The organism is Bradyrhizobium macuxiense, assembly GCF_001542415.1.
In the GTDB taxonomy this organism is placed as follows: Bacteria; Pseudomonadota; Alphaproteobacteria; order Rhizobiales; family Xanthobacteraceae; genus Bradyrhizobium; species Bradyrhizobium macuxiense.
The window spans coordinates 145,111-170,534 of record NZ_LNCU01000039.1 but is presented as its reverse complement, the minus strand read 5'-3'; the positions used below and the strand labels follow the sequence as shown (position 1 = coordinate 170,534).

Genomic DNA, 25,424 nt, shown 5'->3' with positions numbered 1-25,424 from the left:
ATGCCATCACGGCTGGCGGTGCTGTTTCTGGCCTTTGTCAATGGCTTAGCGGACACGCTCGGCGTTGTTGCAGGCACCGCAATGATGGTGCCGCATGTAGGAAATCCGACACACATCGCTGTTTGCTGGCAGCGCGAGATGCCGGTGAGGCGCACGTGTTCTTCGCGGCCTGAGGGCGACACAGAATCCGCTTTCAACCTCGGCCGCATTTGTCGACCATCTCTGCACACGAGCCGGCGCTGTCGGCCTGAATTTGGCAGCGCCACTAGCTGGCGAGCAACAGCTCCACCGCGCGCGGGAGCTCAATTGCGAGCGGCATCAAGCCTTGCTCGACGAGAAAGCAGAGTTCGTTGCGCGAAAGCGCTTGCGGATCGACAACCATGTAATGGACGTCGGACGAGCGCTTGGTGATCTGCCGGGCGTAAGAGCGCAACAGCTGGTCATTAAAGCGACAGCCGATGAACAGAAAGCTCCGCCCGGTTCGCCTTTCCTTGATGATGTCGGGAATCGGCGTTTGGATGTCGATCTCCGTCAGCACCTCGACATAGTCGGCGTCGGAGATCAGGAAGTTTTTGGCCGGCTGCACGCCGCCATGCGGCTTGTACAGCACCGTCGCCCAATTGCCGGCCGCGGCACCGTCGACCTCTTGGCCTGCCGAATCATAGAAGCGGTAAAAATGGTCCGTATAGAGGCCGGCGCGACTCACACCCTGGACCTCGCCCCATCCATCGCGCTCGCCGAGCGCCGTACGCATGGCGCCGTCGTACCAAGCGTCGACGATGATCGGCGGCGATAGAGACGCAAGGTGATGATGCAGCGCCGTCGGTTCGACCGGTACCGCAAAGGCCTGAGCCATTAACCTCGTCAGGGTGAGACGATGTTTGTTACTCTCGATATATTGTGCGGAGGCCCACACATTGCCCTTCGCCCGGCGCGGCAGTGCGACCTTGGTGGCAAAGAAGGCGGCCAAGGCCTCAGGCGTCGTCGGCACATCAGGCTCGGACAGTTCAGCAAGGCCAGGTCCAAGATAAGGAACAACGCTGCCCGCACTCAGCCTGCCCGCGAGTTCAGTGACAATCGCCTCCGTATCGGCTGCGCTGGCAAAATCGATGCGCGGGGGCACCTTCATCGCTCGTCGCCGCCGTCGCCACGCCTCCTGGCGTTGATCGTAATCGGCAAAGGCGTGTCGCTTGCCATCTCGGGCAGGTCGAGTATCCAGCCATTGGCGATCCTGATCCAACCGCCCCAAAGCGTCTCATACTCGGACTCGACGATCGGCTCTTCGAGATCTTTCTTCGGCACGTAGATCGACAAGCCCGCGTCCGGAGAGCGGCGGATCATGATTTTCATGACGTCAACTCCCTGGACTGCAACGTATCGCTGGGTGGGCTAGAATGCTCCCGCGACATGGCGCGCAGCCGAGCCACGATGCCGGACAGTACGCTCGCGACCTCAGCAACCTCTTCGGCCGTTGTTTCACGCGACAGGGAAAGGCGCACCGCGCCGCGCAGCCTGCTTGCCGGCACGTCCATGGCGCGCAGAACATGCGATGGGTCCAATGAGCCGGAACTGCAGGCCGATGCGACCGAAGCTGCAATGCCGGCACGATTGAGATGATGCACAATGGCTTCGCCCTCGAGATGCTCGAAGGCGATGTTGGTCGTGTTCGTCAGTCGGTTGCCAAGATCGCCAAGCACCGAGCAACCGCCGTTGTGCAGGACGGCCTGCTCCAGACGATCGCGCAAGGAACCAATGCGAGCGCGCTCCGGCTCGAGCCGCTCCGCCGCAAGCTCTGCAGCTTTGCCAAGACCGACGATGCCGGGAACATTCTCGGTTCCCGCGCGGCGCCCGCGCTCCTGCGATCCGCCCCAGATCAGCGGTCTGAATTTTGTGTCTTTGCGCAAATAGAGCGCGCCGACGCCCTTGGGGCCGTGCAGTTTGTGGGCGGACAGCGACAGCATGTCGATCGCACTGTCACTCAGGTCGATGGGCACCTTGCCTATGGCCTGCACCGCATCGGTGTGAAACAGGGCGCCCGCCGCGCGGGTCAACCCGGCCAGGAACTCTACTGGGAAAATCGTGCCGGTCTCGTTGTTGGCCCACATGACCGACGCGATCGCCGTGCGTCGTCCAAGCGCCCTGCGAAACGCCTCGATGTCGAGCCGGCCGCGCGAATCCACGCCGATCACATGCGTTTTGACGCCCCTTGTCGCCAAATGCTCGACCAGTGCAAGATTGGCGGAATGCTCAACCGAGGTCGTGACGATCTCGTTGCGCCCATCCTGGGTTGCAAGCGCAGAGAGGATGGCGGTGTTATTTGCCTCAGTCCCGCCGGAGGTGAACATGATCTCGTGATCGTAGGCACTGCCTAACAATCCCTGCAAGTTGCGGCGCGCCTGCTTCAAGGCGTTTGCGACCTCGCTGCCAAAGGCATGCGCAGAGGAGGCATTGCCGAATTGCTCGGCGAGGTACGGCAACATGGCTTGCACGACGGCGGAATCCACTCGCGTGGTCGCATTGTTGTCGAGGTAAATGGACATTCAGGCCTCGCTCAGTCCCGCGACTTGGCCGCGGCAATCGGGATCACGCTGACGAATTTGCCGAGTTGTTCGATCAGCTGCGCCTGGATGCGTGCGGGCGACCCGCCAGAAAGCCTGCTGAGCACGGAGTTGCCGATCGGCTTGACCATGCTCCTGCCGCCGTCGATCTCGACCGGACGGCCATCCCTGCCATGGCGTTGCGTATTGAGCCGGATCTCCTCAACAGCGGCGCGAGTAAGTTGCTCCCGATCCGTCTTAGCTAGCAGCGGGTGCTTCAGTGGCTCGGGGACAAGCATGCTTTGGTTCCTTGTCATCAACTGAACGATTTGCCGCAGGAGCAGGTCGAGCTGGCATTCGGATTATCGAAGGTGAATCCCGAGCCCTCCAGCTTCACAGCGAAGTCTATGGTCGTTCCGGCGAGGTGATCACGGCTCATGTTGTCGACGAAGACCCTGACGCCGTCACGCTCGATCACGGTCTCGTTGGGCTTCGCCTGCTCGGCGAGGTCCATCGCGTATTTGAATCCGGCACATCCACCGGCCTCAACCATGATGCGTAAACCGCGCGCTGGCTTCGCCGACGTTGCGAGCACGTTCTTGACCGCGTTCAAGGCGCTATCTGTCAGATTAATCATCACTCACCCTCCACTTAACTCAGCTGGCTCATGCGAATTGGCAATTCGCATGCCAGCCCGCCGCCTCTGACAATGTTGGCCTTTTTGGACCGTGCCGTTTGCTTTGCAACGCGTGTCAGCTTCCTGACACCGCTCATGAACGGCGCTGCGACGAGCCGGCAGGTCTTCTGGATTGCGCTGATCGGTGATGTCCGTATTTAAGCTTCTGTGTCCCGATTCGGATGAAGCGAATACAAACCACACCTTGGTCAGTGTTCTCGGTAGGACGACTGAGAGCCAGCGCTTTCCCCAGCGCGCGTAACCAACCTGGCTGTAAAAGAAGCCGCGCACCACGACAGGCGGGTCGAAGAAGTAGCAGCAAGCCGCCAGGTAGAGAGCGGGGATGCCGGCGAATCTTGACCGGCTATGTCGAGTGTCAGAACCTCACGCTGCGGGTGACGTAGAGCCGCTTTGCGCGCCGCGCCAGCGGCTTCTCAAGGAAGCTGGATCACCACGCCGCTGCCATTAACCTGTATGTGGCCCACGACAATCTCTGCCGCATATATGCGGCCCGGGCACTGCGCCAGCGGTCGCGCTTGGGATTTCCGAGCGGGTCTGGACTATCGGAGATTTGCTGGATGCTGTGCTGCCGTTCGAGGCTGAACCGGCCGGCGCGTGTACAACGGAGCTTTCTGGGTAATGGACCGGTGGAAAACCGGATTAGAGGGCGTGTGCCACAGGACACACACATACGTACAACGAGCGGGCAAAGGGACCGATTTGGCCTCTTTTTGCTGATCGCCACGCCACATAAGCTATTGATTTATAACATAAAATTGATCGTTAATTAAATTTTCGTGGTTCTGACGGAACGTGTTGCGAATGTACTGCGTTTGTGATTACGTTATGCGTACAAGGATGTGTACAACATTTGCGATGGTCGTTCGATGATCATTGCGGTGTACGTACCGCGCACCTGGAGAGGTGACACATGGCTAAGACAGCAACAATCAACGCTCGTATTGAACCCGCCGTAAAGACAAAGGCAGAAAGAGTCTTTGCTGCCATCGGGATAAGTGCGTCTGATGCCATCGGTCTTTTCTATCGGCAGGTGGTTTTCAGAAAAGGCCTTCCCTTCGACGTTTGCATCCCCAATGCTACCACCCTTGCCGCTCTTCACGAGGCTGAATCTGGGGGTGGCGAGGTCGTCCATGGGTCCACACAGGACATCTTTGACGACATTCTAAACGAAGGATGATACTCGGAGGGGATGAATCCCCTCCGACTCACAACCCAGTACAAAAAAGATCATAAGCGAGTTAAGAGCCGAGGCTATCGGATGGTGAAGCTCGTCACCATTGTCGATAAACTTCGGAAGAACACGCCGCTATCACCAATTGATGACGATCACCCTCTCAAGGGCCCTTGGGAAGGTTATCGCGGCTGCCATGTGCAGGGCGACTGGTGCTTGATTTATCAGAATAACGATGAGGAATTGGTGCTTGTCCGCACAGGGACGCACTCGGACCTCTTCGGAGAATGAACAGCGCTGCGCATACTGGCGCGTTTTCAGAAAGTGATTTTGAAGGAAAGACCTTCGCGAGGGGGCACAGGCTGAGGCCGAAGTCCCGTTCATCCGCAAATTGGATCGTCATACGATCCGAAGCCAGCTCACGCAGGATGACGAGAGCGACGAACGACGCTCCCGCAACTTTGTAGTCTACTACGTCCAAGTGTCTAGGTCCGAACATAATTCCAGCATGTACCCGGACAGGCGCGACCTCACTTAAGGTAGGTCAGCCAGAGCGACGTCTTAAATTTCCCTTCTGCGAGTGTCCTAACTAGGACAGCACCCGTTGGTCCAGCATGAGCCGCGTTACGGCAACGAATTTGCATCGCGCCTCATGCCGGCGGCCCCGTCCGGCAACCATGTTCGACAAGGACGATCCGCATGAACCATGTGCCCGAAGAACCAGAACGCTCACCGGGGGTTTTGATGGACCCGGCCTGTGTAGATGCTGAATCCATTCGGCTTGTCTTTCATAACGACGACGACACGCCTGTCGGTTTCGTCGTGCGCCTGCTGCGCGAGGTATTCGGGAAGCAGCAGCGGGATGCCAGTGCACTTGCCGAGTTCGTCTGGCAGCACGGCAAGGCCGTCTGCGGCCCCTATCCACCCTCAGTTGCGAAAGCGCTGATCGAGGAAGCACAGAATCGCATTCGGGCCGGAGGATTTCCCCTGCTGATCACGAGCGAAGCCGCTAGCAAGGCGGACACAGCCGAGCTGTCGGACGTGCAATTCGAATATGCCTGTGATGCGCTGGCATGGCACTTTGCCGATTTTCTGCCCGGAGAACTCGCCACCACGGTGCGGCACTTGCCGGCCTACATGCGCGCTGACGTCCAGGTCGCTATCGACAAGCTTTTTGCTGACCCAATCCGCTTCTTCGGCGCGTATGAACGGCATTGGGATGAGGCGCTTTCATTCGCTCGAATGAAACGCCGTGGATCTGATGCGATTTCACTTGTACCGCCCCAATTTGACGAGATCGATACGGGCGAGATGGCGCCAGTCAAATGTTTGCGTAACGGCTTGTGGCTTTGCCAAGCGAGCGAATTCCCCTACGCCGTCGTGCTCTCTCAGGATCGCGAATTTGACGCCGGGGCCCGGATCCGCATCGAAATCATAGTCCCTGCGCGCGATACCGGCGACAGCTTCGTGCAATGCTGCTTTGATGAACTAGAAAGAACCGTCCACTCTACATGCTGCTATCGTGGCAAGATCCTCTCGCTCGACGGAGGCGCGGATTGCCCTGGCCACGTCAGGGGCGTGACGGTACATCGGCTGGCGAAGGTCAAGCGTGAGGACGTCATCTTGCCCGAACGGGCACTCAAGCTGCTCGATCGCAGCGTGTTGGACTTCGTCGATGCGCGCGATGCACTACGCCGGCTCGGCCAGTCGACCCGCAAGGGCATTCTGCTCTATGGTCCGCCCGGCACCGGGAAAACTCACACGATCCGCTATCTCGCTACCAACCTGCCGGGCTACACCACGCTGATCATTACCGCCGAACAGGTCGAGCTGCTGAGCGCCTATATGACACTGGCGCGCCTGCTGCAACCAACGATGGTGGTGATCGACGATGTCGATCGGATCGCCGGCAACCGCAGCATTTGGGCCGCAAGCGAGATATCCTTGCTGAAGAAGCTACTGAATGAATTGGACGGCTTGAGAGACGATGCCGATATCCTCTTCGTGCTCACCACCAACCGTCCCGACCAGCTCGAGGTCACCCTGGCCGATTGCCCCGGCCGTATTAACCAGGCGATCGAGCTGCCGCTGCCGGATGCAGCCAGCCGCGGCAAGCTGATCCGGCTTTACAGCGGGGGTCTGCCGCTTGAGGCGGAGATCGTTGCCGAAGCCGTACGCAGTACCGAAGGGGTCAGTGTCATTTTCATCAAGGAGCTGATGCGGCGCATTACGCAATCAAGCATTGAGCGTGACGGCGGACATTCAGTGAGCGCAACCGATCTCCACGAAGCCCTCGATGATATGTTGTTCGCCGGCGGGCGACTCAACGCGAAGCTGCTCGGCGGCCCCCAAACGATGGTTGCCGGGACACGAAGCGGAGCGACTGGTGAAATCGAACCGCCTCGAAGGTCAAGGAAAGCGCGCCATTAAGCCGAGTGCCTCTTGGCGCGCCGCAAACTCGCACGAGGAGGGCACCGAACGCGGCCGCCAGGATCAGATGGGGGGCTCCAAGGACGCTGGCCGGCAAACGTAAAGCATTGCAATTAGAAAACGATCGGCTTCACGACCGAGCCAAACAAAAAAGGGCAGATCCATTACGCCGGCCATTCAGGTCCGACAATGTCGCGTTCCTGACGCGCTTATCTGTCGATCGCGGCCCAATTGCGCGTTTTTTATCCACGAATACTTCAATGAACCGTCGCGCTTGCAACGGCAAGACCTTTGCATTGTGTGTCTCGCCGGCAAAAAGTGTCCGGCGATCAGCTCGGATTGAGGACGATCTTCATGACTGCAATCGAGAACACCGCGCTCGGCCGCCTAGAGAAGGAGGGTCGCCTACTCAATGCCGTACTTAAAGGCGGGACCACCAAGCCAGGCCGATTTGGTTTCCGCGGCGATATCGCGCTGAAGTTCCAGGCCCAGGTCGCGGACGAGAAGCGGCCGCCGGACTATTCGATCGAACAGGTGCTGACGATCGCGCAGGATGGGGAAAGCACTATTTCTATGCTTGCCGGCTATCTGCACTCCCTCGCTTATCTCGGTGACGTCGCAGACGTGCTTGACGGCGCGCTCAGCCCGGACGGTCGCTACATTATGTTCTGCAACAACATAGACCTGTTGGCGAAATACCGGATCAAGCTGGGCAATGTCACCTTCCACGTGCTGCCATGCGACGAATCCACAGTCTGGAAGGAGATGATGGACCTGGTCGGGGTCAACAAGGATGACATCAAGAAGCTCGACGCGGGCGGCAAACTCGACTACCTGCTCGACGCGGCAAAGGGTCTCGATGCGTCCTATGATGAGATCTCTTACGAAGACGGCCTGAAGAGAATGGCGCCTGTGAAGAACCGCAACGAGAACCGGCCGGTCTGAGCGCGCCGCTTCAGCTCTCGCCGGCGGGATCCTCCTCGACAAGTCGCACGCCGATGACGCATATGTCGCCGTCCAAAACTGTCAGCGCGACCGGCGTGAGTTCTCCGCCCTTACAAGGACCGCCGACGCAGCGGCCGCTGCCAAGCTCGAACGTCGAGCCGTGCTTGCCGCACATCAGCCGGGTTCCATATGGATCGAGGAACTCGTTGCGCTCCCAGTCCAGATTGACGTCGTCGTGTGGGCATTTGTTGAGATAGCCAAGCACCTTCTTGCCCCAGCGTACCACAATGATGGGCCACGGCCTGCGCTTCCCGTCCTCACTGAGGATCATGAGATGGAAGCCGATGGCCCGGCGGCTTGGAATGTCCTCGAAGCCGCAGATCGCATAGACGGTGTGGGGCTGCGCCCCTTGCCTGGTCATAACCATAACCTTTCATGATGATCCCTGCAGGGATCTCAGAGCCACGGATCGTCCAGTTTTTTACGAACGCGCGGCGCCTGAAGTTGCGTCCGCCCCCGATTGGACCGGGGACACAATCGGCCGAGCCGCGCCAGCATTCGCGCAGTCTCGGTCCACCGCCGATGCAGCTCGCGGCCGCCACGAAATCAATCTTCGGGTTTCAACTTTCGGGCTAGCTGTTGGACCAGCCACATTCGCACTTTTGCGACAAATGAGCTTCTTCAGTATTTGCCCGAACCATCAAGCTCATGGCCCTCGGAACCCGGCATTCCACGACACTGCCCGATTGGCCCCCTTCTGGCAGAGGCGGACATAGGCCGCTTCACGCCGCTTCCGCTGCGGCGGAAACGTGGGTCTGGCAATTGGTCGGACAAACCCTGGCGCAGGCGCCACAGCCGATGCAGGCGCCCTGGTCATTCATGACCATAATTTTCTTCTCAACCTCATCATCATCGTCGTCGAGATCGACAAGTTCGCCCTCCTCGTTGATGCCCTTCAATGTCATGACATCACGACCGCAGACCTTGAAGCAGCGGCCACAGCCGATGCACTTCTTGGTATCGATCGCACTCAAGTAGTCCGGCGTCCAGTCGCGGCCGCCGCGCGTTGCAAATGACATGATGGGGATCTCCTCTACGCTTTTGCCAGCGCCTTCAGGTCCTGGCTCCTGCGCTCGAGTTCGGCGTAGGCATCGTGCGCCTTCTGCGCCACCGCCATGATCGAAGTCCAGTTGACGGGCAATTCTTCCGACAGATCGTGCAGATCCATTTTGGCCTGCAACGCTCTGGACGACAGCTTCTTCAATTCTGCTAACAGTATCTCGCGATCGCTCATGTGCGGCCCTCAATAGTTCGCCACATCGGGAAATTTCCTGATCATCTTTATTCCGTCCCGAATGTACTTGTTACCTTCACTGGCAAGCTTTGCGAGATTGTCGAATCCGAAGCGATGTACATCCCGAAGCTGCTTGTTCACCGCGATCAGCCGCCCCCCAATCAGCACCAAGCGACCAAAGCCCTCATGGTGCATCTTCAGCATCGGCTGGATCATCACGTCGGTCGCCTTCTCGATCGAAACGGCGACGGCGTTGAAGAACAGCTCCAGCCGCCAGACCGTATCCGGATCGGGATCGCCGATGACCGGCAGTGCGCGTCGCTTCTCCTTGTCCAGGATATAAGGCTCGAGGAGGTCGAGATCGCTCTTGCCGGCCCAGGCCCCACTCATGTCCTCAGCCCGCCAAATCCTGACCAGCTCTTTGACGAATGGTGCATCGAACCCGCCAGCGGGTTGCATGACGTCTGCAGCCTCGGTCATGTGATCCTCATTCGTCGAAATCGAATGTGCGCTTCTTGTCCTTGGCCAGGGCTTTGCGTAGCCATGGCGGCGGCGTGCCCTTCAGCACGCGCTCGAGCTTTTCCAGCAGTACCTGGATACTTTCTGGCTTGTTGACCTTGATGGGGTGGATCTTTCTGGCCACCACCCGCGCGGCGCCGGAGCCGCCGATGGCACCGACATAGAGGATGGCGCAATCCTTGATCGCCTCGATCTTGGGCGCCAGCTTGTCTTCGTCGCCGTCTTCCTTCAGGTCGCCGTCGAACTGGACCGCTTTGAGAAATACGTGTCCGCCTGGCCCGACCTCGTAGACGGCGATATTCTTCGCCCAGCCAAAATGGGCATCGACGCGCCTGAGATCTTGAGTAGCGAACGCAACTTTCATGCAATCGACCTCTCTACTGCGTCGATGGAGCTCCGCCGGCCGCCCCTTGACGGCAGCGTCGCGCTCCGCCAGCTATCCGGCGTCGGCGCATGATTTGCCTCACGGTCGGCGATCACCAGATTGGCGATCTCGAAGATCAGATTCCGCGTGCCCCGATAGCCGACGGACACCTGGTGTCCTGCCCCGAGCCGGTCAAACATCGGAAAGCCCGCCCGATAGAACGGAATCTTCAGGCGTGTCGCGGCCTGCCGACCATGCGAATGCGTGATCAGCAGATCGCAATCCCTGGTCCTGGCAAGCTCTTCCAGGTCCTCCAGATCGCCGATCTGCACCTCCTTGGTCTTGATCTGCTCCAGCACCGCCGATTGCGTGGTCGTCACGGCCGCGGTCACCTGCGCGCCCATCTCGTGCAGCATGCTGGACAGGTCAAACAACAGGTCAGGCTCTGCGCCGATCGCAAGTCTGCGGCCGCCGATCTGGAAATGCGCGTCCAGCATCGCATCGACAAGCTGCCCGCGCTGGCGCCGATATCTTGACGGCACAGGGCGGCCACTGATTTCGCTCAAAAACGCAATGAAATCATCATTGGGGACCAGGCCGCAGAGTCGTTCAAACAGGCGAAATGGAACCCCGGTCTTCTCTTGCATGGCCTCTGCCGCTCGCCGCATCTGAGCACCGATGGCAATCGTCCAGCCGGCCCGGCCCATGCGCGCGACTTCATCGATCCCAATGCCGCCGATCGTCGTTGCCGTGAAGTGATCGGGGATATGCCCATCCAGCGAACCCGCCAGATCGGGCAGGAAGGATGGCTGCAGGCCGAAATCCTCAAAGATGATCCTCAGCTCGTCGAGGTCACCCGGCGTGAGGTGACATCCGGGAAGGACATTCACCTGCGCAGGATTGCGCACGGTCTCGGCCGCGGGCGCCTCGACCAGCACCTCGACCATGCGCGCGACCGTCTTTCCCCAGCCGTCCTGGAATGCGTCTTTGAAATCGGGCGTCGAGACATAGATCAGAGGAAGCTTGTCGAGTTGTGGATGCTTCTCGCGGATCAGCTTGATATAGGCGTCAACATCATCGCCATTGGTTTCCGTCACCCCGGTCGAACAGATCCCGATAATCTCCGGTTTGGCGCGATTATGGATATTGAGTATAGCCTGCTCGACATTTTCATAGCCGCCGAGCACGGTCGTCACCTCGCTCATGGCTGTGGTCTGCAGCGGCACCGGCTCTCTGAAATGCCGCACAAACAGTGTGAGCCCAAAGGACGTGCATCCCTGCGGGCCGTGCAGAAGCGGCATCGCCCCGCGAAGCCCCATAAAGGCGAATGCGCCGCCGATCGGCTGGCTCATCTTGAGTGGGTTGACCGCACAGGCCTTCTTCGGCGTGGTGACAATGACCATGACGCCCCTATTCCGCGGCCTGCAGCGTGGCCGGCCACCAGGAGATTGGCCTGCCTGCCAGGATGTCCTCGATGCGGCGTCTGCAGCAGCCACCGACCGCTTGGGTGTGCTGTGTGACCGCTTCGACGCTGGTCAGGTTATGTGAGCGGATCGCGTCCTCGATCGTGCCGAGGTCGACCGTGTTGCAGAAGCAAATCCTTCGCGCTCGCGGGGTCTTCTGCGTCAGTGTTTGATCGGCGACGATCTCAATCGGCTGCAGGTCGAGCTGCGCCGTCGTCTTGGTCTGCCAATCGTCGGCCCGACCGTCCCACGGCGGTGGTCGACGCAATTGCTCCCACATCGGGTTGAACAGCGCCTTGTCGATCTCCTCGACCAGCTTGACGATGCCGACATAGCCCATATAGGCGTGGCAGCGCTCCTGGTTGATATCGAGCCAGGGCATCGCCGCTTTCAGCGCGACGAACTGCGACTTGCCGCCCGAGAGCATGATGTCCGCTTTCGCGTCCTTCAGCATCTTGTGCATTTCGCGCGGCGTCATGTCCTCGATCATGTGGGCGTCCTGCCCGATCAAATGCTTGATTCGCTCCTTGTCCTCTTTTGTGGATTTCTTCACGCTGGTTCCGACCAGTTCGAGCCCGGCTTCCTGCAGCGCGGCAACGACCGACCAGGACTTGACGCCACCGGTCATCAGCAAGACCTTCTTGCCTTTGAAGCGCGGCCTGTACGGCTCGATTGCGGCCCGGGCCCGCGCTTCCTCGCGCGCGATCACAGCCTCCGTGCGCCCGATCAGATCTTCCGGCGCGCCGCGCTCGACCAGGAGCCGCGCAATCTCGCGCAGTGCGCCGCTGGAGTCCTGGATGCCATAGAAAGAGCCTTCGAAGAACGGGATGCCGTAACGCTCCTCCATCTTGCGCGCGACATTGATCATCGCCCTCGAACACACCATCATGGCGGCGCGTGCCCGGTGCGAGGAGGCGACTTCGTGATATTTGCCATCACCGGCGATGCAGCACAGGATACGGATGCCGAGTTCGTCAAACAGCGGCTTGACCTGCCAAAGCTCGCCGGACAGATTGTATTCCCCGATCAGATTGATGTCGTAGGGCGTGGTGTAGTCCGGCTCTTGCGTTCCGATAACATGTTCGAGCAAGGCCTCGCCGGCCAGCTTGTTGCCGAGGTTCTTGGACCCGACGAAGCCCGGCGAATTGACTGGGATCACCGGCGTGCCGAACCTTTGCGAAGCGGCCTTACAGACTGCGTTGATGTCGTCGCCGATCATGGCGGGAACACAGGTCTGATAGACGAAAATGGCCGGCGGGTCGCACTTGTCGATGATCTGTTTGATTGCCTTATAGAGCCGCTTCTCGCCTCCAAATACGATATCGGTTTCAGTCAGATCGGTCGTAAAGCCGGTGCGCCACAAGTTCGGACCCGATGATGCCGAGCCGCGATTGTCCCACGAATTACCTTCACACGCGATCGGGCCATGCACCAGGTGGGCGACATCGGTAAACGGTTGCAGCGCGATCTTGGCGCCGTCGAAGGCGCAGCCACCGGCGGCGCTGCCGGGCTGCAACTGCCTGGTGCAGCCCTTGTTCCGCTCGGCCCGCGACTTGGTGACATTCTTGGCGCAGCCCGGCTCGTTGAAGACATCTTGGACCGTGGCTGGTAGCGAACTCATCCGGCTTTTCCTCTTACGCTATCTGCAAGGCTCGTCCATCCCTGCGCTTCTGCCACCGCCGATCTTGTCCGGCGATGGCAGCGCATCGATCGTCATCAACGAATGATGTCGAAGCTAAAATCGGTCTTGCCTAGAACGTTCGTCTTCTTGTCGATCTCGTCGAAGATCTTGTCGAGAATCTTCACCAGTACGTTCATGCCGCCCTGATAGGCCCACACCGGAGAGCGGTGATGGTGATGCCGATCAAAGATCGGGAAGCCGATCCGGATCAACGGAGTGCCGGTATCGCGTTCCAGATACTTGCCATAGGTATTTCCGATCAAAAAATCGACCGGCTCGGAGAACAGCAGCGAGCGCATGTGCCAGAGGTCTCGACCGGGATAGGCGTGGCAGTTGCGCCCGTAAGGCGAGCTCGCAAATAGCGCCCGCATTTTCTCGTCCCAGGCCTTGTTGCCGTTGGTGGCCAGCACATGCGTTGGCTCGGCGCCGAGTTCGAGCAGGAAAGTCGCCAACCCATGGCAGAGGTCCGGATCGCCATAGATCGCGAACTTCTTGCCATGGATATGCGCGCTGGAATCGGCCATCGCGTCGACCAGGCGACCGCGCTCTCGAGCGAGTTCCTCCGGGATCTCCTTGCCGCTGATCCGCGACAACGCCATGAGGAAATCATCCGTTGCGGATACGCCCACCGGATAGTTGAAAGCCAGGACCTCCTGGCCATGGTCGGCGATGAACGGCAGCGTCTTATCCGTGCACCACTGCTGCATGGAGATCGTGGCCTTGGCGTGAAGGGCGTTCGCGGCGTCTTCCAGCGTGGTGCCGCCGTCATACATTCGGAACTCGCCGTCTGTCGGTGTATCGAATACTTCGGAATTGTCGGCGAGGATGGTGTATTCGATACCCATCAGCTCGAAAATGCGCTTGATCTCGCGAAGGTTGCCGACAGTGTAGCCGTCGAAGCCCCCTATGAGGTTGATCTTGCGGTTCGGCTTGCGCTCAAGCTTGTCTGCTGTTCCGGCCTTGCCGTCCCAGAAATGCTCCAGGATTCCCTTGAGTGCATTGTCATAGCCGGTGACATGACTGCCGACGAATGCCGGAGTATGTGCGAACGGAACGTCGAAATCCGCTGGCACTGAGCCTTTTTCCTTCGACGTCTTGATGAAGGCGTTGAGGTCATCACCGATCACCTCCGCCATGCAGGTGGTGGAGACCGCAATCATCTTGGGCTTGTACATATTATAGCTGTTGGCGAGCCCATCGATCATGTTATTCAGGCCGCCGAATACCGCGGCGTCTTCCGTCATCGACGAGGAGACGCAGGAGCTCGGTTCCTTGAAGTGCCGCGACAGATGGCTGCGGTAATAGGCCACGCAGCCTTGGGAGCCATGCACGAAAGGCAGCGTACCCTGGAAACCGACGGAGGCGAACACGGCACCGAGCGGCTGGCAGGCCTTGGCCGGATTTATCGTCAGAGCCTCCCGCGCGAAGTTCTTTTCGCGATATTCTGATGTCTTCGTCCACTCCTTGACGCGTTCGACCTCGGCAGGATCGCGAGGATTTTCAAACTCCTTCTTGTTGTCCAGCATCTGCTGGTATTCCGGCCCGCGAAACAGGTCGAAGTGATCGAGCACATGGTCTGCACTCTGTGCCATGGATAAAAGCCTTTCAGATATCGTGATTAACGTCGCCCCGTCTCTTGGCAGAGAGCAGGGATTGCTTGCATCATTCTGCGGCCAAGAGCTTCGGTCTTGGCACGTCCTTCCAGGGCGCCTTCAATTTCTTCCAAATCGGCGAATTGACCGCCATGTCCATGTCGCGCGCGAAAATCGCAAACCCGTCATAGCCGTGATACGGGCCCGAATAGTCCCAGGAGTGCATTTGCCGGAACGGCACACCCATCTTCTGGAATACATATTTTTCCTTGATCCCCGAGCCGACCAGGTCGGGCTGGATCTTCTCGACGAAGCGCTCGAACTCGTACCCATTGACGTCGTCGTAGATGAGCGTGCTGTCTTTCACGTAGTGCTGGGCGGTGCGCTGGTAGTCGTCGTTGTGTCCGAACTCATATCCGGTGCCGACGACTTCCATGCCGAGATCTTCGTATGCGCCGATCACGTGACGCGGACGCAATCCGCCGACGAACAGCATCACCGTCTTGCCCTCCAGGCGCGGGCGATACTTTGTGATCACGGCGTTCACAAGCGGCTGGTATTTCTCAATCACCCGCTCGGCGCCCTCCTTGATCTTGTCATCGAAATAGCCCGCGATCTTGCGCAGCGATTCTGCGATCTTTGCGGGCCCGAAGAAGTTGTATTCGCACCAGGGAATGCCGAACTTCTCTTCCATGTGGCGCGAGATATAGTTCATCGAGCGGTAGCAATGCAGAATGTTTAGCTTTGCCTTCGGCGTCGCCTCGAGTTCGGCCAGCGAGCCGTCGCCGGACCACTGGGCAATTACGCGCAGGCCGATTTCCTCCAGGAGAATTCGAGACGACCAGGCGTCGCCGCCAATATTGTAATCGCCGATGATTGCGACATCGTAGGGACTCGGCTCGAACCTCGGCTTGCTCTGTGGGTCATCCTTGTCGAAGATCCAATCGCGCACCGCATCATTTGCAATATGATGGCCAAGCGACTGCGATACGCCACGGAAACCCTCGCAGCGGACCGGCACGATGGTCTTGCCGCCGAATTCCTTTGACTTCGCTCTGGAGACCGCCTCGATGTCATCGCCGATCAGGCCGATCGGGCATTCCGACTGGACTGTGATGCCGTTGTTGAGCGGGAACAGTTCCTGGATCTCATCCATGACCTTGATGAGCTTCTTGTCGCCGCCGAATACGATATCCTTTTCCTGGAAGTCGGAGGTGAACTGCAAGGTCACGAAACTATCGATGCCTGTCGTACCCACGTAATAGTTACGGCGCGAGCCCCACGAATATTGGCCGCAGCCAACCGGGCCATGGCTGATGTGAACCATGTCCTTGATTGGCCCCCAGACCACGCCCTTGGAACCCGCGTAGGCGCACCCGCGAATTGTCATCACGCCGGGTATGGATTTGATGTTGGACTTGACCCCGCAGTCCGACCGGCCGGCCTCGTGAATGTTGAGGTGCTTGGCGCGTCGTTTTGCGGTCTTCTCCGGGTAGACCTTCAGCACCTCCTCGATCAGCTCTTTGTTGCGCGCCCTGATCTGTGCGGTGCTATAGGTCGTAGCGAGACTCATTCTGATGTCCTTTAGGATTTCCTGTTACAACGGCGGCTCTTGCCACGACTTTTGCAACCTGCGTGCCAGCAGAGCGTGAACGAAAAACTCGTCGCATTTCCATGTGCTTAGCGTGCACTACGTGTAGGGAGGGACGGTTGTTGCGAACCCGACATCGCACCTCGTCAAGAAAGGCGCCCGTTCGGCCGTGTTCGAAACAAAACAAGGGCAAAGCTCGGCCGTGACATGGGCCAATAAAAACGCCGACGATTAGCGTGATTTGGCCGGGCACGACTTGAGCGGGCTCGACACGAGGCGAGCAAACCGCACGGCAGCTCGGCCTATTCCAGCCTGCCAACAGCAAGGCGCCGAAAGCGGTAAGTGCTCAGCTTCGGTCTGTCGCCGTGCTGCTCACATCTAGCGTGGTCTCACCACCGTCCCGTGCTTACTCTTATCCGACCGCGCTGAGCCAGATTTCGCCAAGTCGGCTGCTCAGGAGAACAGGCGCTCCGCCTTGATCAGCGCGCGTGCCAACGCATCAATCTCTTCATACGTGTTGTAAAGGGCAAAGGAAGCGCGGCACGTCGCAGGCAAGCCAAAGCGCGCGAGTAACGGCATCGCGCAATGGGTCCCGGCGCGCACCGCGACCCCGGAGCGATCGATGACGGTCGCGATATCGTGCGGATGCGCGACCTTCATGTCAAAGGACATGATCGCGCCCTTTTCGGCTGCCGTTCCGATGGGGTGCAGAGAATCGATGCTCTCTAGCTTTTCCTGCGCGTAAGCCAGCAGTGCGCTCTCGTGCCTGCGGATCCGAGCCTTGCCGATCGAATTAATGAAGTCTATGGCCGCGCCCAAGCCGATGGCCTGGACGATCGGCGGCGTGCCCGCCTCGAACCGGTGCGGCGGATCACCATAGATGACGCCGTCGCGCGAAACTTGGCGGATCATCTCGCCGCCGCCATTGAACGGTGGCATTGCCGCCAGATTGGCATATTTGCCGTAAAGCACGCCGATGCCGGTTGGTCCATACAATTTGTGGCCCGTCATGACATAGAAATCACAATCAATGTCGCGGACATCGACATCCAGATGGACACATCCTTGTGAGCCGTCGACCAGCACCGAAATACCGCGGGCATGCGCGAGGCGGGCCACGTCCTTCACCGGTACCAGCGTGCCGAGCGCGTTCGACATCTGGGTGATCGCGACGATTCTGGTGCGCGGGTTCAGGAGCTTCTCGAACTCATCGATCAGGAAGTTGCCCTCGTCGTCGACCGGCGCCCACTTGATCACGGCACCATGGCGCTCCCTGAGGAAGTGCCACGGCACGATGTTGGAGTGGTGCTCCATGATCGAAAGAACGATCTCGTCACCCGGCATGATGCGCTCACGGCCGAAGGTCTGAGCAACCAGATTGATCGCTTCGGTAGCGCTGCGGGTGAAGATGACCTCCTCGGTTCGATGTGCGTTCACAAACCGCGCTACCTTGGCCCGCGCGCCTTCATAGGCCTCGGTCGCCGCGTTGGCGAGGTAATGCAGGCCGCGATGCACATTTGCATATTCGCTGCGATAAGCCTGCATCATGCGGTCGAGCACGGCCCTTGGCTTTTGCGCGGATGCGGCGTTATCGAGATAAACGAGCGGCTGGCCATGGACCGTCGTGGCCAGCGCGGGAAACTCCTCGCGCAGACGCTCGACGTCGTAGCCACCATTGCTAACGGCAGGATGCGTACTCATCGCCGCGCCTTGAACCAGCGCTCGGTTTGCGAAGTCGCAAAATCGCGCAAATTCGCGTTGGCGATCCCCTCGATCGCCTCACCCAGGAACGCCCGGATCAGCAGCGCTTGCGCATCGTTCTCGGACAGACCGCGAGCGCCCAAATAAAACAGGAGACTCTCATCCAGCCCGCCTGACGTCGCTCCGTGACCGCACTTCACGTCATCGGCAAAGATCTCGAGCTCTGGCTTATTGTCGGCCTCGGCCTGGTCCGACAGGAGCAGCGCCCGCATCGTCAGTTTGGCGTCACTCTTCTGCGCGTCGGGACGAGCGATGATTCGCCCCTGGAACACCGAGCGGCCGGCCCCATCGACGACTGCACGAAAATTCTGACGGCTGACGCAATGCGGCGCGGCGTGATCGACCACGAGTGTCGTGTCTGCGTGCTGCTTTTCCATGAGCAGGTTAACGCCGTTCACGCAAAGCTCTGCTCCTTCGCCCGCTAGCGTAATGAAATCCTGATAGCGGCTGACGGCACCGCCGCGGATCATGTCGAACAGATTGAGTTTTGCCCTGGAACCAACTGCGATGATCTCGGAGGAGATGTTGACCGCGTCGGCCGCATCCGCCTTCACGCGAAGATGCGAGAGGCCGGCTTGATTACCAACCAGCACGATCATGACATTGTTGGCTTGATAGCCGCACGCGCTTTCGGCCGAGACAAAGCTCTCCACTACGGTTCCATGAGCACCATCACCGAGGTGCAGATACGAGCGCGTAAAGTGAGATGCCGAGGACGTGGTTGAAACGTGAATGACATGAAGCGGACGCCTCAGCGCCTTGCCTTCCGCGATCGTCACCACGACGCCGTCGGTTGCCATCGCAGTATTGAGCGAGATCATCGCGTCGGTGGTCGTGGACAGCACCAAGCCGGCCATTGCGTCGCTCGCCGAACTCTCCAGAACCTCGCGCAGCGTCTGTACATCGACGCCCTTTCCGAGCTTGGCGACATCAGACAGATTGGGTGCGAACATACCATCAACCAGCACCAGCTTGATCGCGCCTTCGAATGCTGCTTGCTCGACCGCAGCCTGCGCCCGCCTTAGCGCGGACGCGTCCGGTGGCTCCGCGAGCCGTAGCACGTCGCGCATCAATACGCGCAGATCCGTGTACTTCCACTCCTCGACGCGCCGGTGTGGCAGGCCGACCCGCTCATAAGCCTCAAAGGCTCTCGCACGAATATCGGCGATACGGCCCGCGCCGGGCAAACGCCCCTGCGCAGCGGCGAAGACATTGCTCGCCGCCCGCTCTGCATTAGCTTTATCCTCCGGCATAGCCTTAGCCAGAACCAGATCCATCCGAAAATCCCCTGCGCGTCAGGCCGCGTCCTCGAATTGGGCGTAGCCGGAGGCCTCGAGCTCCAGCGCGAGCTGCTTGTCGCCGCTCTTCACAACCCGCCCTTTCGACATCACGTGCACGACGTCGGGTACGACGTAATTCAAAAGCCGCTGATAATGCGTGATCATAATCATTGATCGGTCCGGCGAGCGCATCGCGTTGATACCATCGGCCACGATACGCAGCGCATCGATATCGAGACCGGAATCTATCTCGTCCAGGATGCAAAGATCAGGCTCGAACAGCGCCATCTGCAAGATCTCGTTGCGCTTCTTCTCGCCGCCCGAAAAGCCGACATTGACGCCGCGCTTCAGCATGCTCTGTGGAATGTTGAGTTGCTTGGCGGCCGTGCGAGCCTTTTTCAGGAAATGCGGCGTCGAATATCCGCTTTGGCCACGCGCCTTGCGCTGCGCGTTAAGCGCGGTACGCAGGAAGTTCATGGTGGTCACACCTGGAATTTCTACCGGATATTGGAAGGCAAGAAAGAGTCCCTTGGCGGCGCGCTGGTCCGGTCTCATTGCGAGCAGGTCTTCGCCCTTGAACAGGAGCCGGCCTGCGGTGATCTGATAGCCGGGTTTGCCTGTGATGACATGGCTGAGGGTTGATTTTCCCGAGCCGTTTGGCCCCATGATAGCGTGCACCTTGCCGGCATTGACCGTCAAATCGAGCCCGTGGAGGATTTCGCGTCCCTCGACACAGACGTGCAAATTTCGGACTTCGAGTAACGGCATGCGAGCTATTCCCTGACGACCATCATCGCAGCAGCGAGCCACTTTCGGCAGGGCTCGCTACGTCCATAACTATCCGACCGATCCCTCGAGAGAGATCGAGATCAACTTCTGCGCTTCGACTGCGAACTCCATCGGCAGTTTCTGCAGCACCTCTTTGATGAAGCCGTTGACGACAAGGCTGACAGCCTCCTCCTGCGACATTCCGCGCTGGATGCAGTAGAACAGCACGTCCTCGGAAATCTTCGACGTCGTCGCTTCGTGCTCGAACGTCGCCGAGGAATTCTTGGCCTCGACATAGGGCACGGTGTGCGCGCCGCACTTGTCGCCGATCAGCAGCGAGTCGCATACGGTATGGTTGCGCGCGCCGACGGCGTTCCGATTTGCGCTGACAAGGCCGCGATAGGTGTTCCGCGATTTTCCGGCCGCGATGCCCTTGGAGATGACCCGGCTCGACGTGTTCTTGCCGAGATGGAACATCTTGGTGCCAGAATCGACCTGCTGGAAACCGTTCGAGATCGCGATCGAGTAGAACTCGCCGCGCGAATTGTCGCCGCGCAGGATGCAGCTCGGATATTTCCAGGTGATAGCGGAGCCGGTCTCGACCTGGGTCCAGGAGATCTTCGAATGCTTGCCGCGGCAATCGCCACGCTTGGTGACGAAATTGTAGATGCCGCCCTTGCCCTCCGAATTGCCGGGGTACCAGTTCTGTACCGTCGAATATTTGATCTCGGCGTCGTCGAGCGCCACGAGCTCGACCACGGCGGCATGCAATTGGTTCTCGTCGCGCTGCGGCGCCGTGCAGCCCTCGAGATAGGAGACGTGGGAGCCCTTGTCGGCGATGATCAGGGTGCGCTCGAATTGGCCGGTGTTGCGCTCGTTGATGCGGAAATAGGTCGACAGCTCCATCGGGCAGCGCACGCCCGGCGGCACGTAGACGAACGAGCCGTCTGAGAACACCGCCGAGTTAAGCCTCGCGAAAAAATTGTCTGAGACGGGCACCACCGTTCCGAGGTACTTTTGTACCAGATCGGGATACTCGCGGATCGCCTCCGAGATTGGCATGAAGATAACGCCGGCCTTCTTCAGCTCCGCCTTGAAGGTGGTCGCAACCGACACCGAATCGAACACGGCATCGATCGCAATCTTGCGATTGGCCGACGGCTCACCGCCCGGGGCCGGCTCGACGCCTTCCAGGATCGCGACCTCGCGAAGCGGGATGCCGAGCTTCTCATAAGTCTTGAGGATTTCCGGATCGATCTCGTCGATCGAGGACAGAGGCTTCTTCGGCTTCGGCGCCGCGTAATAGTAGATGTCCTGGTAATCGATGTTCGGATAGTGGACGCGGGCCCAGGTCGGCTCAGTCATCGTCAGCCAGCAGCGATACGCCTGAAGGCGCCACTCCAGCAACCAACCAGGCTCGCTTTTCTTTGCGGAGATGAAGCGAACGGTGTCTTCCGACAGCCCCTTCGGGGCCTTGTCGGATTCGATCAAAGTCTCAAACCCATATCGATACTGATCGACGCCGGTCCGAGCGATGCGCTCAACCGTCTCCCGTGCTGCTACCATGGCCTGCTCCGCTCGCCTTGGGACGATTCCGGCGATTTCCAGCGCCAGCTGCGGCGTGCTCTCCTAGCCGCAAAGGCTATCGCGTAAGTCGCGAGCGCAGGGCTTAAAACCGGCCGAGCCAGGCGACCGATCACATCGCCCACCGTCTCCAATAGCGTCTTGACCTTGCTGCGCACCGAGGACCCGCTCATCGACCACCCCTCTAGGCCGGCACGCAGGTGTCGGGCACCGGGCAGACAGCCGCACATTGCGGCGCGTCAAAATGCCCATCGCATTGGGTGCACTTCGCCGGATTGACCACATAGATGTCGTTCTTGAGACTAATTGCGGCGTTGGGACATTCGAACTCACACGCGCCACAGACGGTGCATTGGGACGCGATTATCTTGTAAGCCATGCGATTCCTAGGACAGGAGATGCGGGACGATTTCATCCCTTCAAGCCTCATGCCAAATCCACGAGCCCTGATTTGTCTAGGCAATTTTCCGTCGCATGTTGCGGCTTGGACAGCTTGTCGCAAACCCTACAGTCCGCAACATAGAGGCTAGATTTCGATGCTGTCTTGTTCAGCGGCGTAGCCGCTTCGCCCACACCGGGCAGCTACCATTGCTGACCGAATTGGCACTGCGTTCCAGCGCAATTCAACCCGCGCTCAAGAGATCGATGGAATCTAAAAAAAGGCCACCCCGAATGGGTGGCCCAAGTCAGGGAGGAAACGCCCTTAGGGGCCTCTGGGATCAGGCCGCAGCCTGTTCGATCGGTGAGAATGGCAGGCCGAGGCTCTCGGCCACAGCCTTGTAAGTCAGCCGGCCCCGATGGACATTGAGGCCCGCGCGCAGGTGAGGATTTTCGAGCACGGCTGCAAATCCCTTTTTTGCGAGCGCCAAGCCGAATGGCAGCGTGGCGTTGTTCAAGGCCTGGCTCGAGGTCAGCGGGACAGCTCCGGGCATATTGGCTACGCAATAATGAATGATGCCGTCCACCTCGTAAGTTGGATCATCGTGGGTTGTCGGGTGTGAGGTCTCAAAGCAGCCGCCCTGATCGATCGCGACATCCACGATTACGGCTCCTGTGCGCATCGAACTCAACATGCCGCGGCTAACAAGTTTCGGTGCGCTGGCACCCGGAACAAGCACCGCGCCAATGACCACGTCCGCCGCAAATACTTCCTCCTCCACGGCATCGATCGTCGAGAACCTGGTACGAACGCGCCCTTCGAAAAGTTCATCCAGCTCACGAAGCCGCGGTATCGAGCGGTCGATGATCGTAACCTCAGCGCCCAAACCGACCGCCATGCGCGCCGCATGCGTCCCGACGACGCCCCCACCGATCACCACGATGCGAGCCGGCGGAACGCCGGGCACGCCACCGATCAACAGCCCCCGGCCGCCCGCATACCGCTTCAGGGCGCTACCTGCCGCTTCGATCGCAAGCCTGCCCGCGACCTCGCTCATCGGTGCCAGCAGTGGAAGGCCGCCATGCGGATCTGTCACGGTTTCGTAGGCGATCGCGGTGCAACCGGATTTGAGCAATCCCTTGGCCTGCTCCGGATCTGGAGCCAGATGCAGATAAGTGAAGACGATCTGGCCCTCTCGAAGCTGCACCCACTCCGACGGCTGGGGCTCCTTGACCTTTACGATCATCTCGCTCGAGGCGAATACCTCGCGCGCGGAGTCCAGAATAGTTGCGCCGGCGTTGCGATAGTTGTCGTCGCTTGCGCCAATCCCGGCGCCGGCGTTGGTCTCGACCATCACGCTGTGACCGGCTGCCACATATTCGCGGACGGCTCCCGGCGTCAGACCCACGCGATATTCGTGCGCTTTGATTTCCTTGGGAACGCCGAGCTTCATTTGCAATCCTCCCTGCCTCACCGTCCCTTCTAGTCGGAAGGACGCTGCAATACTGATGAGGAGGCGGCCAGATGGTGCAGAAATTCTGCAACGTTTAAGCTGCTGCGCAGGATTTCGGACAAACGTATCCCGGATGGATCGATATGACATCTTTGCGGAGCTTGCCGGAGTCCAGCAACTGTCGAGATCGTGAAACGATCCACAAGGCAACGAAGAAAGTCGGATCGTGAGCGTAAGGAGGACCTTGCCAACCCTTAGCTTGAGGGTTTGGCAACACTCTCGCTGATCTCGATCTGCCGAACGCCAGAGGCACCATCTCAAAGTCGCTGTCGTTGTTCAGCTGAAGCGGCTGATGGCAGAGCGGAAGATGACCAGATTGAACCCGCTGGGCTGATCGACATGAAGCGACCCGGCCCGTCCAAGCTGTTTCGTTGGCGTTTCAAGCTGGTTTCGGTGGAAAAGCCGCTGCGCGTGCTTACGGCATTCGACCAGAACGATGAAATAGCGATAAAGCCATATCGGAAGCGGGGCGAAGCCGGGCGGATCACGTTTATCCCGGCCTAGCCGCAGACCGGGAGGGTTTATGACGTTTAGTGCGACCGCGGCCACCAGCGCCCATGAGCCCACCCTTCATTGTCCGAATTGCAACCACGAGATCCGCCTGACCGAATCGCTCGCCGCCCCGCTTCTCGCGGAAACCCGCCAGCGCTTCCAAGAACAGCTCGCCAGCAAGGACGCCGAGGTGGCGCGCAAGACCGAGGCACTGCGGCAGGAGCGCGAACAGCTTCAGAAGGATCGCGAGCTGATCGACGACCAAGTGGCTCGACGGTTGGCGGCCGAGCGCAACCAACTTGTCGCGATGGAGGCCAAGAAAGCGCGCGATGCGGCCGCGGCGGAACTGCAGGCGCGCGCAACCGAATTGGCCGAGCTCCGGCAGATTCTCGAGGCGAACAATACCAAGCTGGCGGAGGCGCAGCAGGCACAGGCCGCACTTATCCGCAAGCAACGAGCGCTCGATGACGAGAAGCGCGAGCTTGATCTGACGGTTGAGAAGCGTGTCCAGGCTTCAGCTGAACAGATCCAGGTAAAGGCAAGGCAGGAAGCTGACGAAGCCGCGCGACTACGCGTCGCGGAAAAAGACCAGACGATCGAGTCGATGTCCCGCACAATCGAGGAGCTCAAGCGTAAAGCTGAGCAAGGATCACAACAATCGCAGGGCGAAGTCCTGGAGCTTGAGCTGGAAGCTGTTCTTCGTGGCCGCTTTCCAACTGACCTGATTGAGCCAGTGGGCAAAGGCGAACTTGGCGCGGACGTTGTGCAGCAGGTCAATGGCTCTATTGGGCAGCCCGCGGGCATTATCCTCTGGGAATCCAAGCGCACCAAGGCGTGGAGCGACGGATGGCTTGGCAAGCTCCGTGACGATCAGCGCCGCTGCGGAGCCGATACTGCGCTCATCGTATCGCAAGCGCTTCCCAAACATGTCGAGCATTTCGACCTGATCGATGGAATATGGGTGACGCACCCCCGATGCGCTCTGCCGGTCGCGGTGGCCCTTCGTCAGGCACTTATCGACGTGGCCGGCTCGCGCCTTGTGCAGCAGGGCCAGCAAACAAAAATGGAGCAGGTCTACCATTATCTGACGGGGACGAAATTCAGGCAGCGGGTGGAGGCCGTCGTTGAGAAGTTCAACGACATGCGTGATGATCTCGACAAGGAACGAAAATTCATGGGGCGGCAGTGGGCCAAGCGCGAAACGCAGATTTTGGCCGTGGTCGACTCGACGGTCGGGATGGTTGGAGATCTTCAAGCCATCGCGGGCAAGGCCATGCCGGAGATCTCAAGTTTGGACATCCAGCTGCTGGAGAATAGCGTCGAACCGGAGCGAAAGGCAGGATAAATGACTGCCGGCACGCCA

26 protein-coding genes are annotated in these 25,424 nt (G+C 59.5%); 6 read left to right on the top strand and 20 right to left on the bottom strand.

The window, feature by feature from the left end:
* Positions 1-265 precede the first annotated feature (265 nt).
* From AS156_RS11775 to AS156_RS11755, 5 genes are read right to left on the bottom strand one after another with little or no spacing between them, the layout of a single operon-like run.
* The gene (locus tag AS156_RS11775) at positions 266-1,129 is read right to left on the bottom strand and encodes an SIR2 family NAD-dependent protein deacylase (RefSeq protein WP_066503858.1); all 864 of its coding nucleotides are present in this window, start codon (positions 1,127-1,129) and stop codon (positions 266-268) included.
* On the bottom strand, positions 1,126-1,350 hold the full coding sequence (gene nifT, locus AS156_RS11770; protein ID WP_066503856.1) for a putative nitrogen fixation protein NifT: 225 nt from the start codon (positions 1,348-1,350) through the stop codon (positions 1,126-1,128). The genes AS156_RS11775 and nifT overlap by 4 nt, the downstream gene beginning before the upstream one ends.
* Positions 1,347-2,540 (bottom strand): cysteine desulfurase NifS, encoded by a 1,194-nt coding sequence (gene nifS, locus AS156_RS11765; protein ID WP_066503854.1) that lies wholly within the window; start codon positions 2,538-2,540, stop codon positions 1,347-1,349. The genes nifT and nifS overlap by 4 nt, the downstream gene beginning before the upstream one ends.
* Positions 2,541-2,551: 11 nt before the next feature.
* Complete coding sequence (locus AS156_RS11760; RefSeq protein ID WP_066504130.1) at positions 2,552-2,836, bottom strand: hypothetical protein; 285 nt, start codon at positions 2,834-2,836, stop codon at positions 2,552-2,554.
* A 17-nt stretch (positions 2,837-2,853) separates the two neighbouring features.
* Positions 2,854-3,174, bottom strand: a complete 321-nt coding sequence (locus AS156_RS11755) for a HesB/IscA family protein (RefSeq protein WP_066503853.1) — start codon at positions 3,172-3,174, stop codon at positions 2,854-2,856.
* Positions 3,175-4,144: 970 nt separating this feature from the next.
* On the opposite strand from AS156_RS11755, the gene AS156_RS11750 reads away from it, so the two are divergent.
* The 4 genes from AS156_RS11750 to AS156_RS11735 all read left to right on the top strand — a co-directional run bounded on the left by AS156_RS11750 (position 4,145) and on the right by AS156_RS11735 (position 7,780).
* Positions 4,145-4,411, top strand: coding sequence for a type II toxin-antitoxin system RelB/DinJ family antitoxin (locus AS156_RS11750; RefSeq protein WP_066503850.1), 267 nt, complete (start codon positions 4,145-4,147; stop codon positions 4,409-4,411).
* Between the two features lie 12 nt (positions 4,412-4,423).
* Positions 4,424-4,696, top strand: coding sequence for a type II toxin-antitoxin system YafQ family toxin (locus tag AS156_RS11745; RefSeq protein WP_066503849.1), 273 nt, complete (start codon positions 4,424-4,426; stop codon positions 4,694-4,696).
* A gap of 408 nt (positions 4,697-5,104) precedes the next feature.
* Positions 5,105-6,835: an ATP-dependent Clp protease adaptor ClpS gene (locus tag AS156_RS11740; protein WP_245312725.1), complete on the top strand. Its 1,731-nt coding sequence runs from the start codon at positions 5,105-5,107 to the stop codon at positions 6,833-6,835.
* Between the two features lie 354 nt (positions 6,836-7,189).
* Positions 7,190-7,780 (top strand): hypothetical protein, encoded by a 591-nt coding sequence (locus tag AS156_RS11735; protein ID WP_066504129.1) that lies wholly within the window; start codon positions 7,190-7,192, stop codon positions 7,778-7,780.
* Between the two features lie 10 nt (positions 7,781-7,790).
* Here the strand turns inward: AS156_RS11735 and AS156_RS11730 are convergent, their stop codons facing one another.
* From AS156_RS11730 to ald, 15 genes are all read right to left on the bottom strand, one after another.
* Entirely contained in the window at positions 7,791-8,201 is a 411-nt protein-coding gene (locus AS156_RS11730; RefSeq protein ID WP_066503845.1) for a Rieske (2Fe-2S) protein, read from the bottom strand.
* Between the two features lie 361 nt (positions 8,202-8,562).
* Complete coding sequence (gene fdxB, locus AS156_RS11725; RefSeq protein WP_066503844.1) at positions 8,563-8,859, bottom strand: ferredoxin III, nif-specific; 297 nt, start codon at positions 8,857-8,859, stop codon at positions 8,563-8,565.
* A 14-nt stretch (positions 8,860-8,873) separates the two neighbouring features.
* Positions 8,874-9,074 (bottom strand): CCE_0567 family metalloprotein, encoded by a 201-nt coding sequence (locus AS156_RS11720; RefSeq protein WP_066503843.1) that lies wholly within the window; start codon positions 9,072-9,074, stop codon positions 8,874-8,876.
* Positions 9,075-9,083: 9 nt separating this feature from the next.
* On the bottom strand, positions 9,084-9,554 hold the full coding sequence (locus tag AS156_RS11715) for a NifX-associated nitrogen fixation protein (protein ID WP_066503842.1): 471 nt from the start codon (positions 9,552-9,554) through the stop codon (positions 9,084-9,086).
* 7 nt (positions 9,555-9,561) lie between these two features.
* Complete coding sequence (gene nifX, locus AS156_RS11710) at positions 9,562-9,957, bottom strand: nitrogen fixation protein NifX (RefSeq protein ID WP_066503841.1); 396 nt, start codon at positions 9,955-9,957, stop codon at positions 9,562-9,564.
* On the bottom strand, positions 9,954-11,360 hold the full coding sequence (gene nifN / locus AS156_RS11705; RefSeq protein WP_066503839.1) for a nitrogenase iron-molybdenum cofactor biosynthesis protein NifN: 1,407 nt from the start codon (positions 11,358-11,360) through the stop codon (positions 9,954-9,956). Before nifN ends, nifX begins: the two co-directional genes overlap by 4 nt.
* Positions 11,361-11,367: 7 nt before the next feature.
* Positions 11,368-13,041 (bottom strand): nitrogenase iron-molybdenum cofactor biosynthesis protein NifE, encoded by a 1,674-nt coding sequence (gene nifE, locus AS156_RS11700; RefSeq protein ID WP_066503837.1) that lies wholly within the window; start codon positions 13,039-13,041, stop codon positions 11,368-11,370.
* A 95-nt stretch (positions 13,042-13,136) separates the two neighbouring features.
* Entirely contained in the window at positions 13,137-14,693 is a 1,557-nt protein-coding gene (gene nifK, locus AS156_RS11695) for a nitrogenase molybdenum-iron protein subunit beta (protein WP_066503835.1), read from the bottom strand.
* Between the two features lie 70 nt (positions 14,694-14,763).
* Complete coding sequence (nifD, locus tag AS156_RS11690) at positions 14,764-16,266, bottom strand: nitrogenase molybdenum-iron protein alpha chain (RefSeq protein WP_066503833.1); 1,503 nt, start codon at positions 16,264-16,266, stop codon at positions 14,764-14,766.
* A gap of 471 nt (positions 16,267-16,737) precedes the next feature.
* Complete coding sequence (locus AS156_RS11685) at positions 16,738-17,985, bottom strand: cysteine desulfurase (protein ID WP_066503832.1); 1,248 nt, start codon at positions 17,983-17,985, stop codon at positions 16,738-16,740.
* Positions 17,982-19,322 carry a Fe-S cluster assembly protein SufD gene (gene sufD, locus AS156_RS11680; RefSeq protein WP_082747445.1) on the bottom strand — a complete coding sequence of 447 codons (1,341 nt, stop codon included), beginning with the start codon at positions 19,320-19,322 and terminating at the stop codon, positions 17,982-17,984. Before sufD ends, AS156_RS11685 begins: the two co-directional genes overlap by 4 nt.
* 18 nt (positions 19,323-19,340) lie before the next feature.
* Positions 19,341-20,093, bottom strand: a complete 753-nt coding sequence (sufC, locus tag AS156_RS11675; protein WP_066503829.1) for a Fe-S cluster assembly ATPase SufC — start codon at positions 20,091-20,093, stop codon at positions 19,341-19,343.
* Positions 20,094-20,162: 69 nt separating this feature from the next.
* On the bottom strand, positions 20,163-21,659 hold the full coding sequence (gene sufB / locus AS156_RS11670) for a Fe-S cluster assembly protein SufB (protein WP_066503828.1): 1,497 nt from the start codon (positions 21,657-21,659) through the stop codon (positions 20,163-20,165).
* Between the two features lie 202 nt (positions 21,660-21,861).
* Positions 21,862-22,056, bottom strand: a complete 195-nt coding sequence (locus AS156_RS40515; RefSeq protein ID WP_074124755.1) for a 4Fe-4S binding protein — start codon at positions 22,054-22,056, stop codon at positions 21,862-21,864.
* Positions 22,057-22,396: 340 nt separating this feature from the next.
* The gene (ald, locus tag AS156_RS11665) at positions 22,397-23,509 is read right to left on the bottom strand and encodes an alanine dehydrogenase (protein WP_066503827.1); all 1,113 of its coding nucleotides are present in this window, start codon (positions 23,507-23,509) and stop codon (positions 22,397-22,399) included.
* 399 nt (positions 23,510-23,908) lie between these two features.
* On the opposite strand from ald, the gene AS156_RS43280 reads away from it, so the two are divergent.
* Positions 23,909-24,073 carry a hypothetical protein gene (locus AS156_RS43280; protein WP_201456027.1) on the top strand — a complete coding sequence of 55 codons (165 nt, stop codon included), beginning with the start codon at positions 23,909-23,911 and terminating at the stop codon, positions 24,071-24,073.
* A 19-nt stretch (positions 24,074-24,092) separates the two neighbouring features.
* Complete coding sequence (locus AS156_RS11655; RefSeq protein WP_066503826.1) at positions 24,093-25,406, top strand: DUF2130 domain-containing protein; 1,314 nt, start codon at positions 24,093-24,095, stop codon at positions 25,404-25,406.
* Positions 25,407-25,424: the final 18 nt, after the last annotated feature.

Coding starts and splice junctions, on each gene's coding strand:
- ald (WP_066503827.1), bottom strand. CDS start 23,509: ATGAAGCTCGGCGTTCCCAAGGAAATCAAAGCGCACGAATATCGCGTG.
- nifN (WP_066503839.1), bottom strand. CDS start 11,360: ATGGTCATTGTCACCACGCCGAAGAAGGCCTGTGCGGTCAACCCACTC.
- AS156_RS11740 (WP_245312725.1), top strand. CDS start 5,105: ATGAACCATGTGCCCGAAGAACCAGAACGCTCACCGGGGGTTTTGATG.
- AS156_RS11745 (WP_066503849.1), top strand. CDS start 4,424: ATGAATCCCCTCCGACTCACAACCCAGTACAAAAAAGATCATAAGCGA.
- AS156_RS11715 (WP_066503842.1), bottom strand. CDS start 9,554: ATGACCGAGGCTGCAGACGTCATGCAACCCGCTGGCGGGTTCGATGCA.
- sufD (WP_082747445.1), bottom strand. CDS start 19,322: ATGGATCTGGTTCTGGCTAAGGCTATGCCGGAGGATAAAGCTAATGCA.
- nifS (WP_066503854.1), bottom strand. CDS start 2,540: ATGTCCATTTACCTCGACAACAATGCGACCACGCGAGTGGATTCCGCC.
- AS156_RS11730 (WP_066503845.1), bottom strand. CDS start 8,201: ATGACCAGGCAAGGGGCGCAGCCCCACACCGTCTATGCGATCTGCGGC.
- fdxB (WP_066503844.1), bottom strand. CDS start 8,859: ATGTCATTTGCAACGCGCGGCGGCCGCGACTGGACGCCGGACTACTTG.
- nifX (WP_066503841.1), bottom strand. CDS start 9,957: ATGAAAGTTGCGTTCGCTACTCAAGATCTCAGGCGCGTCGATGCCCAT.
- AS156_RS11760 (WP_066504130.1), bottom strand. CDS start 2,836: ATGCTTGTCCCCGAGCCACTGAAGCACCCGCTGCTAGCTAAGACGGAT.
- nifK (WP_066503835.1), bottom strand. CDS start 14,693: ATGGCACAGAGTGCAGACCATGTGCTCGATCACTTCGACCTGTTTCGC.
- AS156_RS11655 (WP_066503826.1), top strand. CDS start 24,093: ATGACGTTTAGTGCGACCGCGGCCACCAGCGCCCATGAGCCCACCCTT.
- AS156_RS11720 (WP_066503843.1), bottom strand. CDS start 9,074: ATGAGCGATCGCGAGATACTGTTAGCAGAATTGAAGAAGCTGTCGTCC.
- sufB (WP_066503828.1), bottom strand. CDS start 21,659: ATGGTAGCAGCACGGGAGACGGTTGAGCGCATCGCTCGGACCGGCGTC.
- AS156_RS11735 (WP_066504129.1), top strand. CDS start 7,190: ATGACTGCAATCGAGAACACCGCGCTCGGCCGCCTAGAGAAGGAGGGT.
- nifD (WP_066503833.1), bottom strand. CDS start 16,266: ATGAGTCTCGCTACGACCTATAGCACCGCACAGATCAGGGCGCGCAAC.
- sufC (WP_066503829.1), bottom strand. CDS start 20,093: ATGCCGTTACTCGAAGTCCGAAATTTGCACGTCTGTGTCGAGGGACGC.
- AS156_RS43280 (WP_201456027.1), top strand. CDS start 23,909: ATGAAGCGACCCGGCCCGTCCAAGCTGTTTCGTTGGCGTTTCAAGCTG.
- AS156_RS40515 (WP_074124755.1), bottom strand. CDS start 22,056: ATGGCTTACAAGATAATCGCGTCCCAATGCACCGTCTGTGGCGCGTGT.
- AS156_RS11685 (WP_066503832.1), bottom strand. CDS start 17,985: ATGAGTACGCATCCTGCCGTTAGCAATGGTGGCTACGACGTCGAGCGT.
- AS156_RS11750 (WP_066503850.1), top strand. CDS start 4,145: ATGGCTAAGACAGCAACAATCAACGCTCGTATTGAACCCGCCGTAAAG.
- nifT (WP_066503856.1), bottom strand. CDS start 1,350: ATGAAAATCATGATCCGCCGCTCTCCGGACGCGGGCTTGTCGATCTAC.
- AS156_RS11755 (WP_066503853.1), bottom strand. CDS start 3,174: ATGATTAATCTGACAGATAGCGCCTTGAACGCGGTCAAGAACGTGCTC.
- AS156_RS11775 (WP_066503858.1), bottom strand. CDS start 1,129: ATGAAGGTGCCCCCGCGCATCGATTTTGCCAGCGCAGCCGATACGGAG.
- nifE (WP_066503837.1), bottom strand. CDS start 13,041: ATGAGTTCGCTACCAGCCACGGTCCAAGATGTCTTCAACGAGCCGGGC.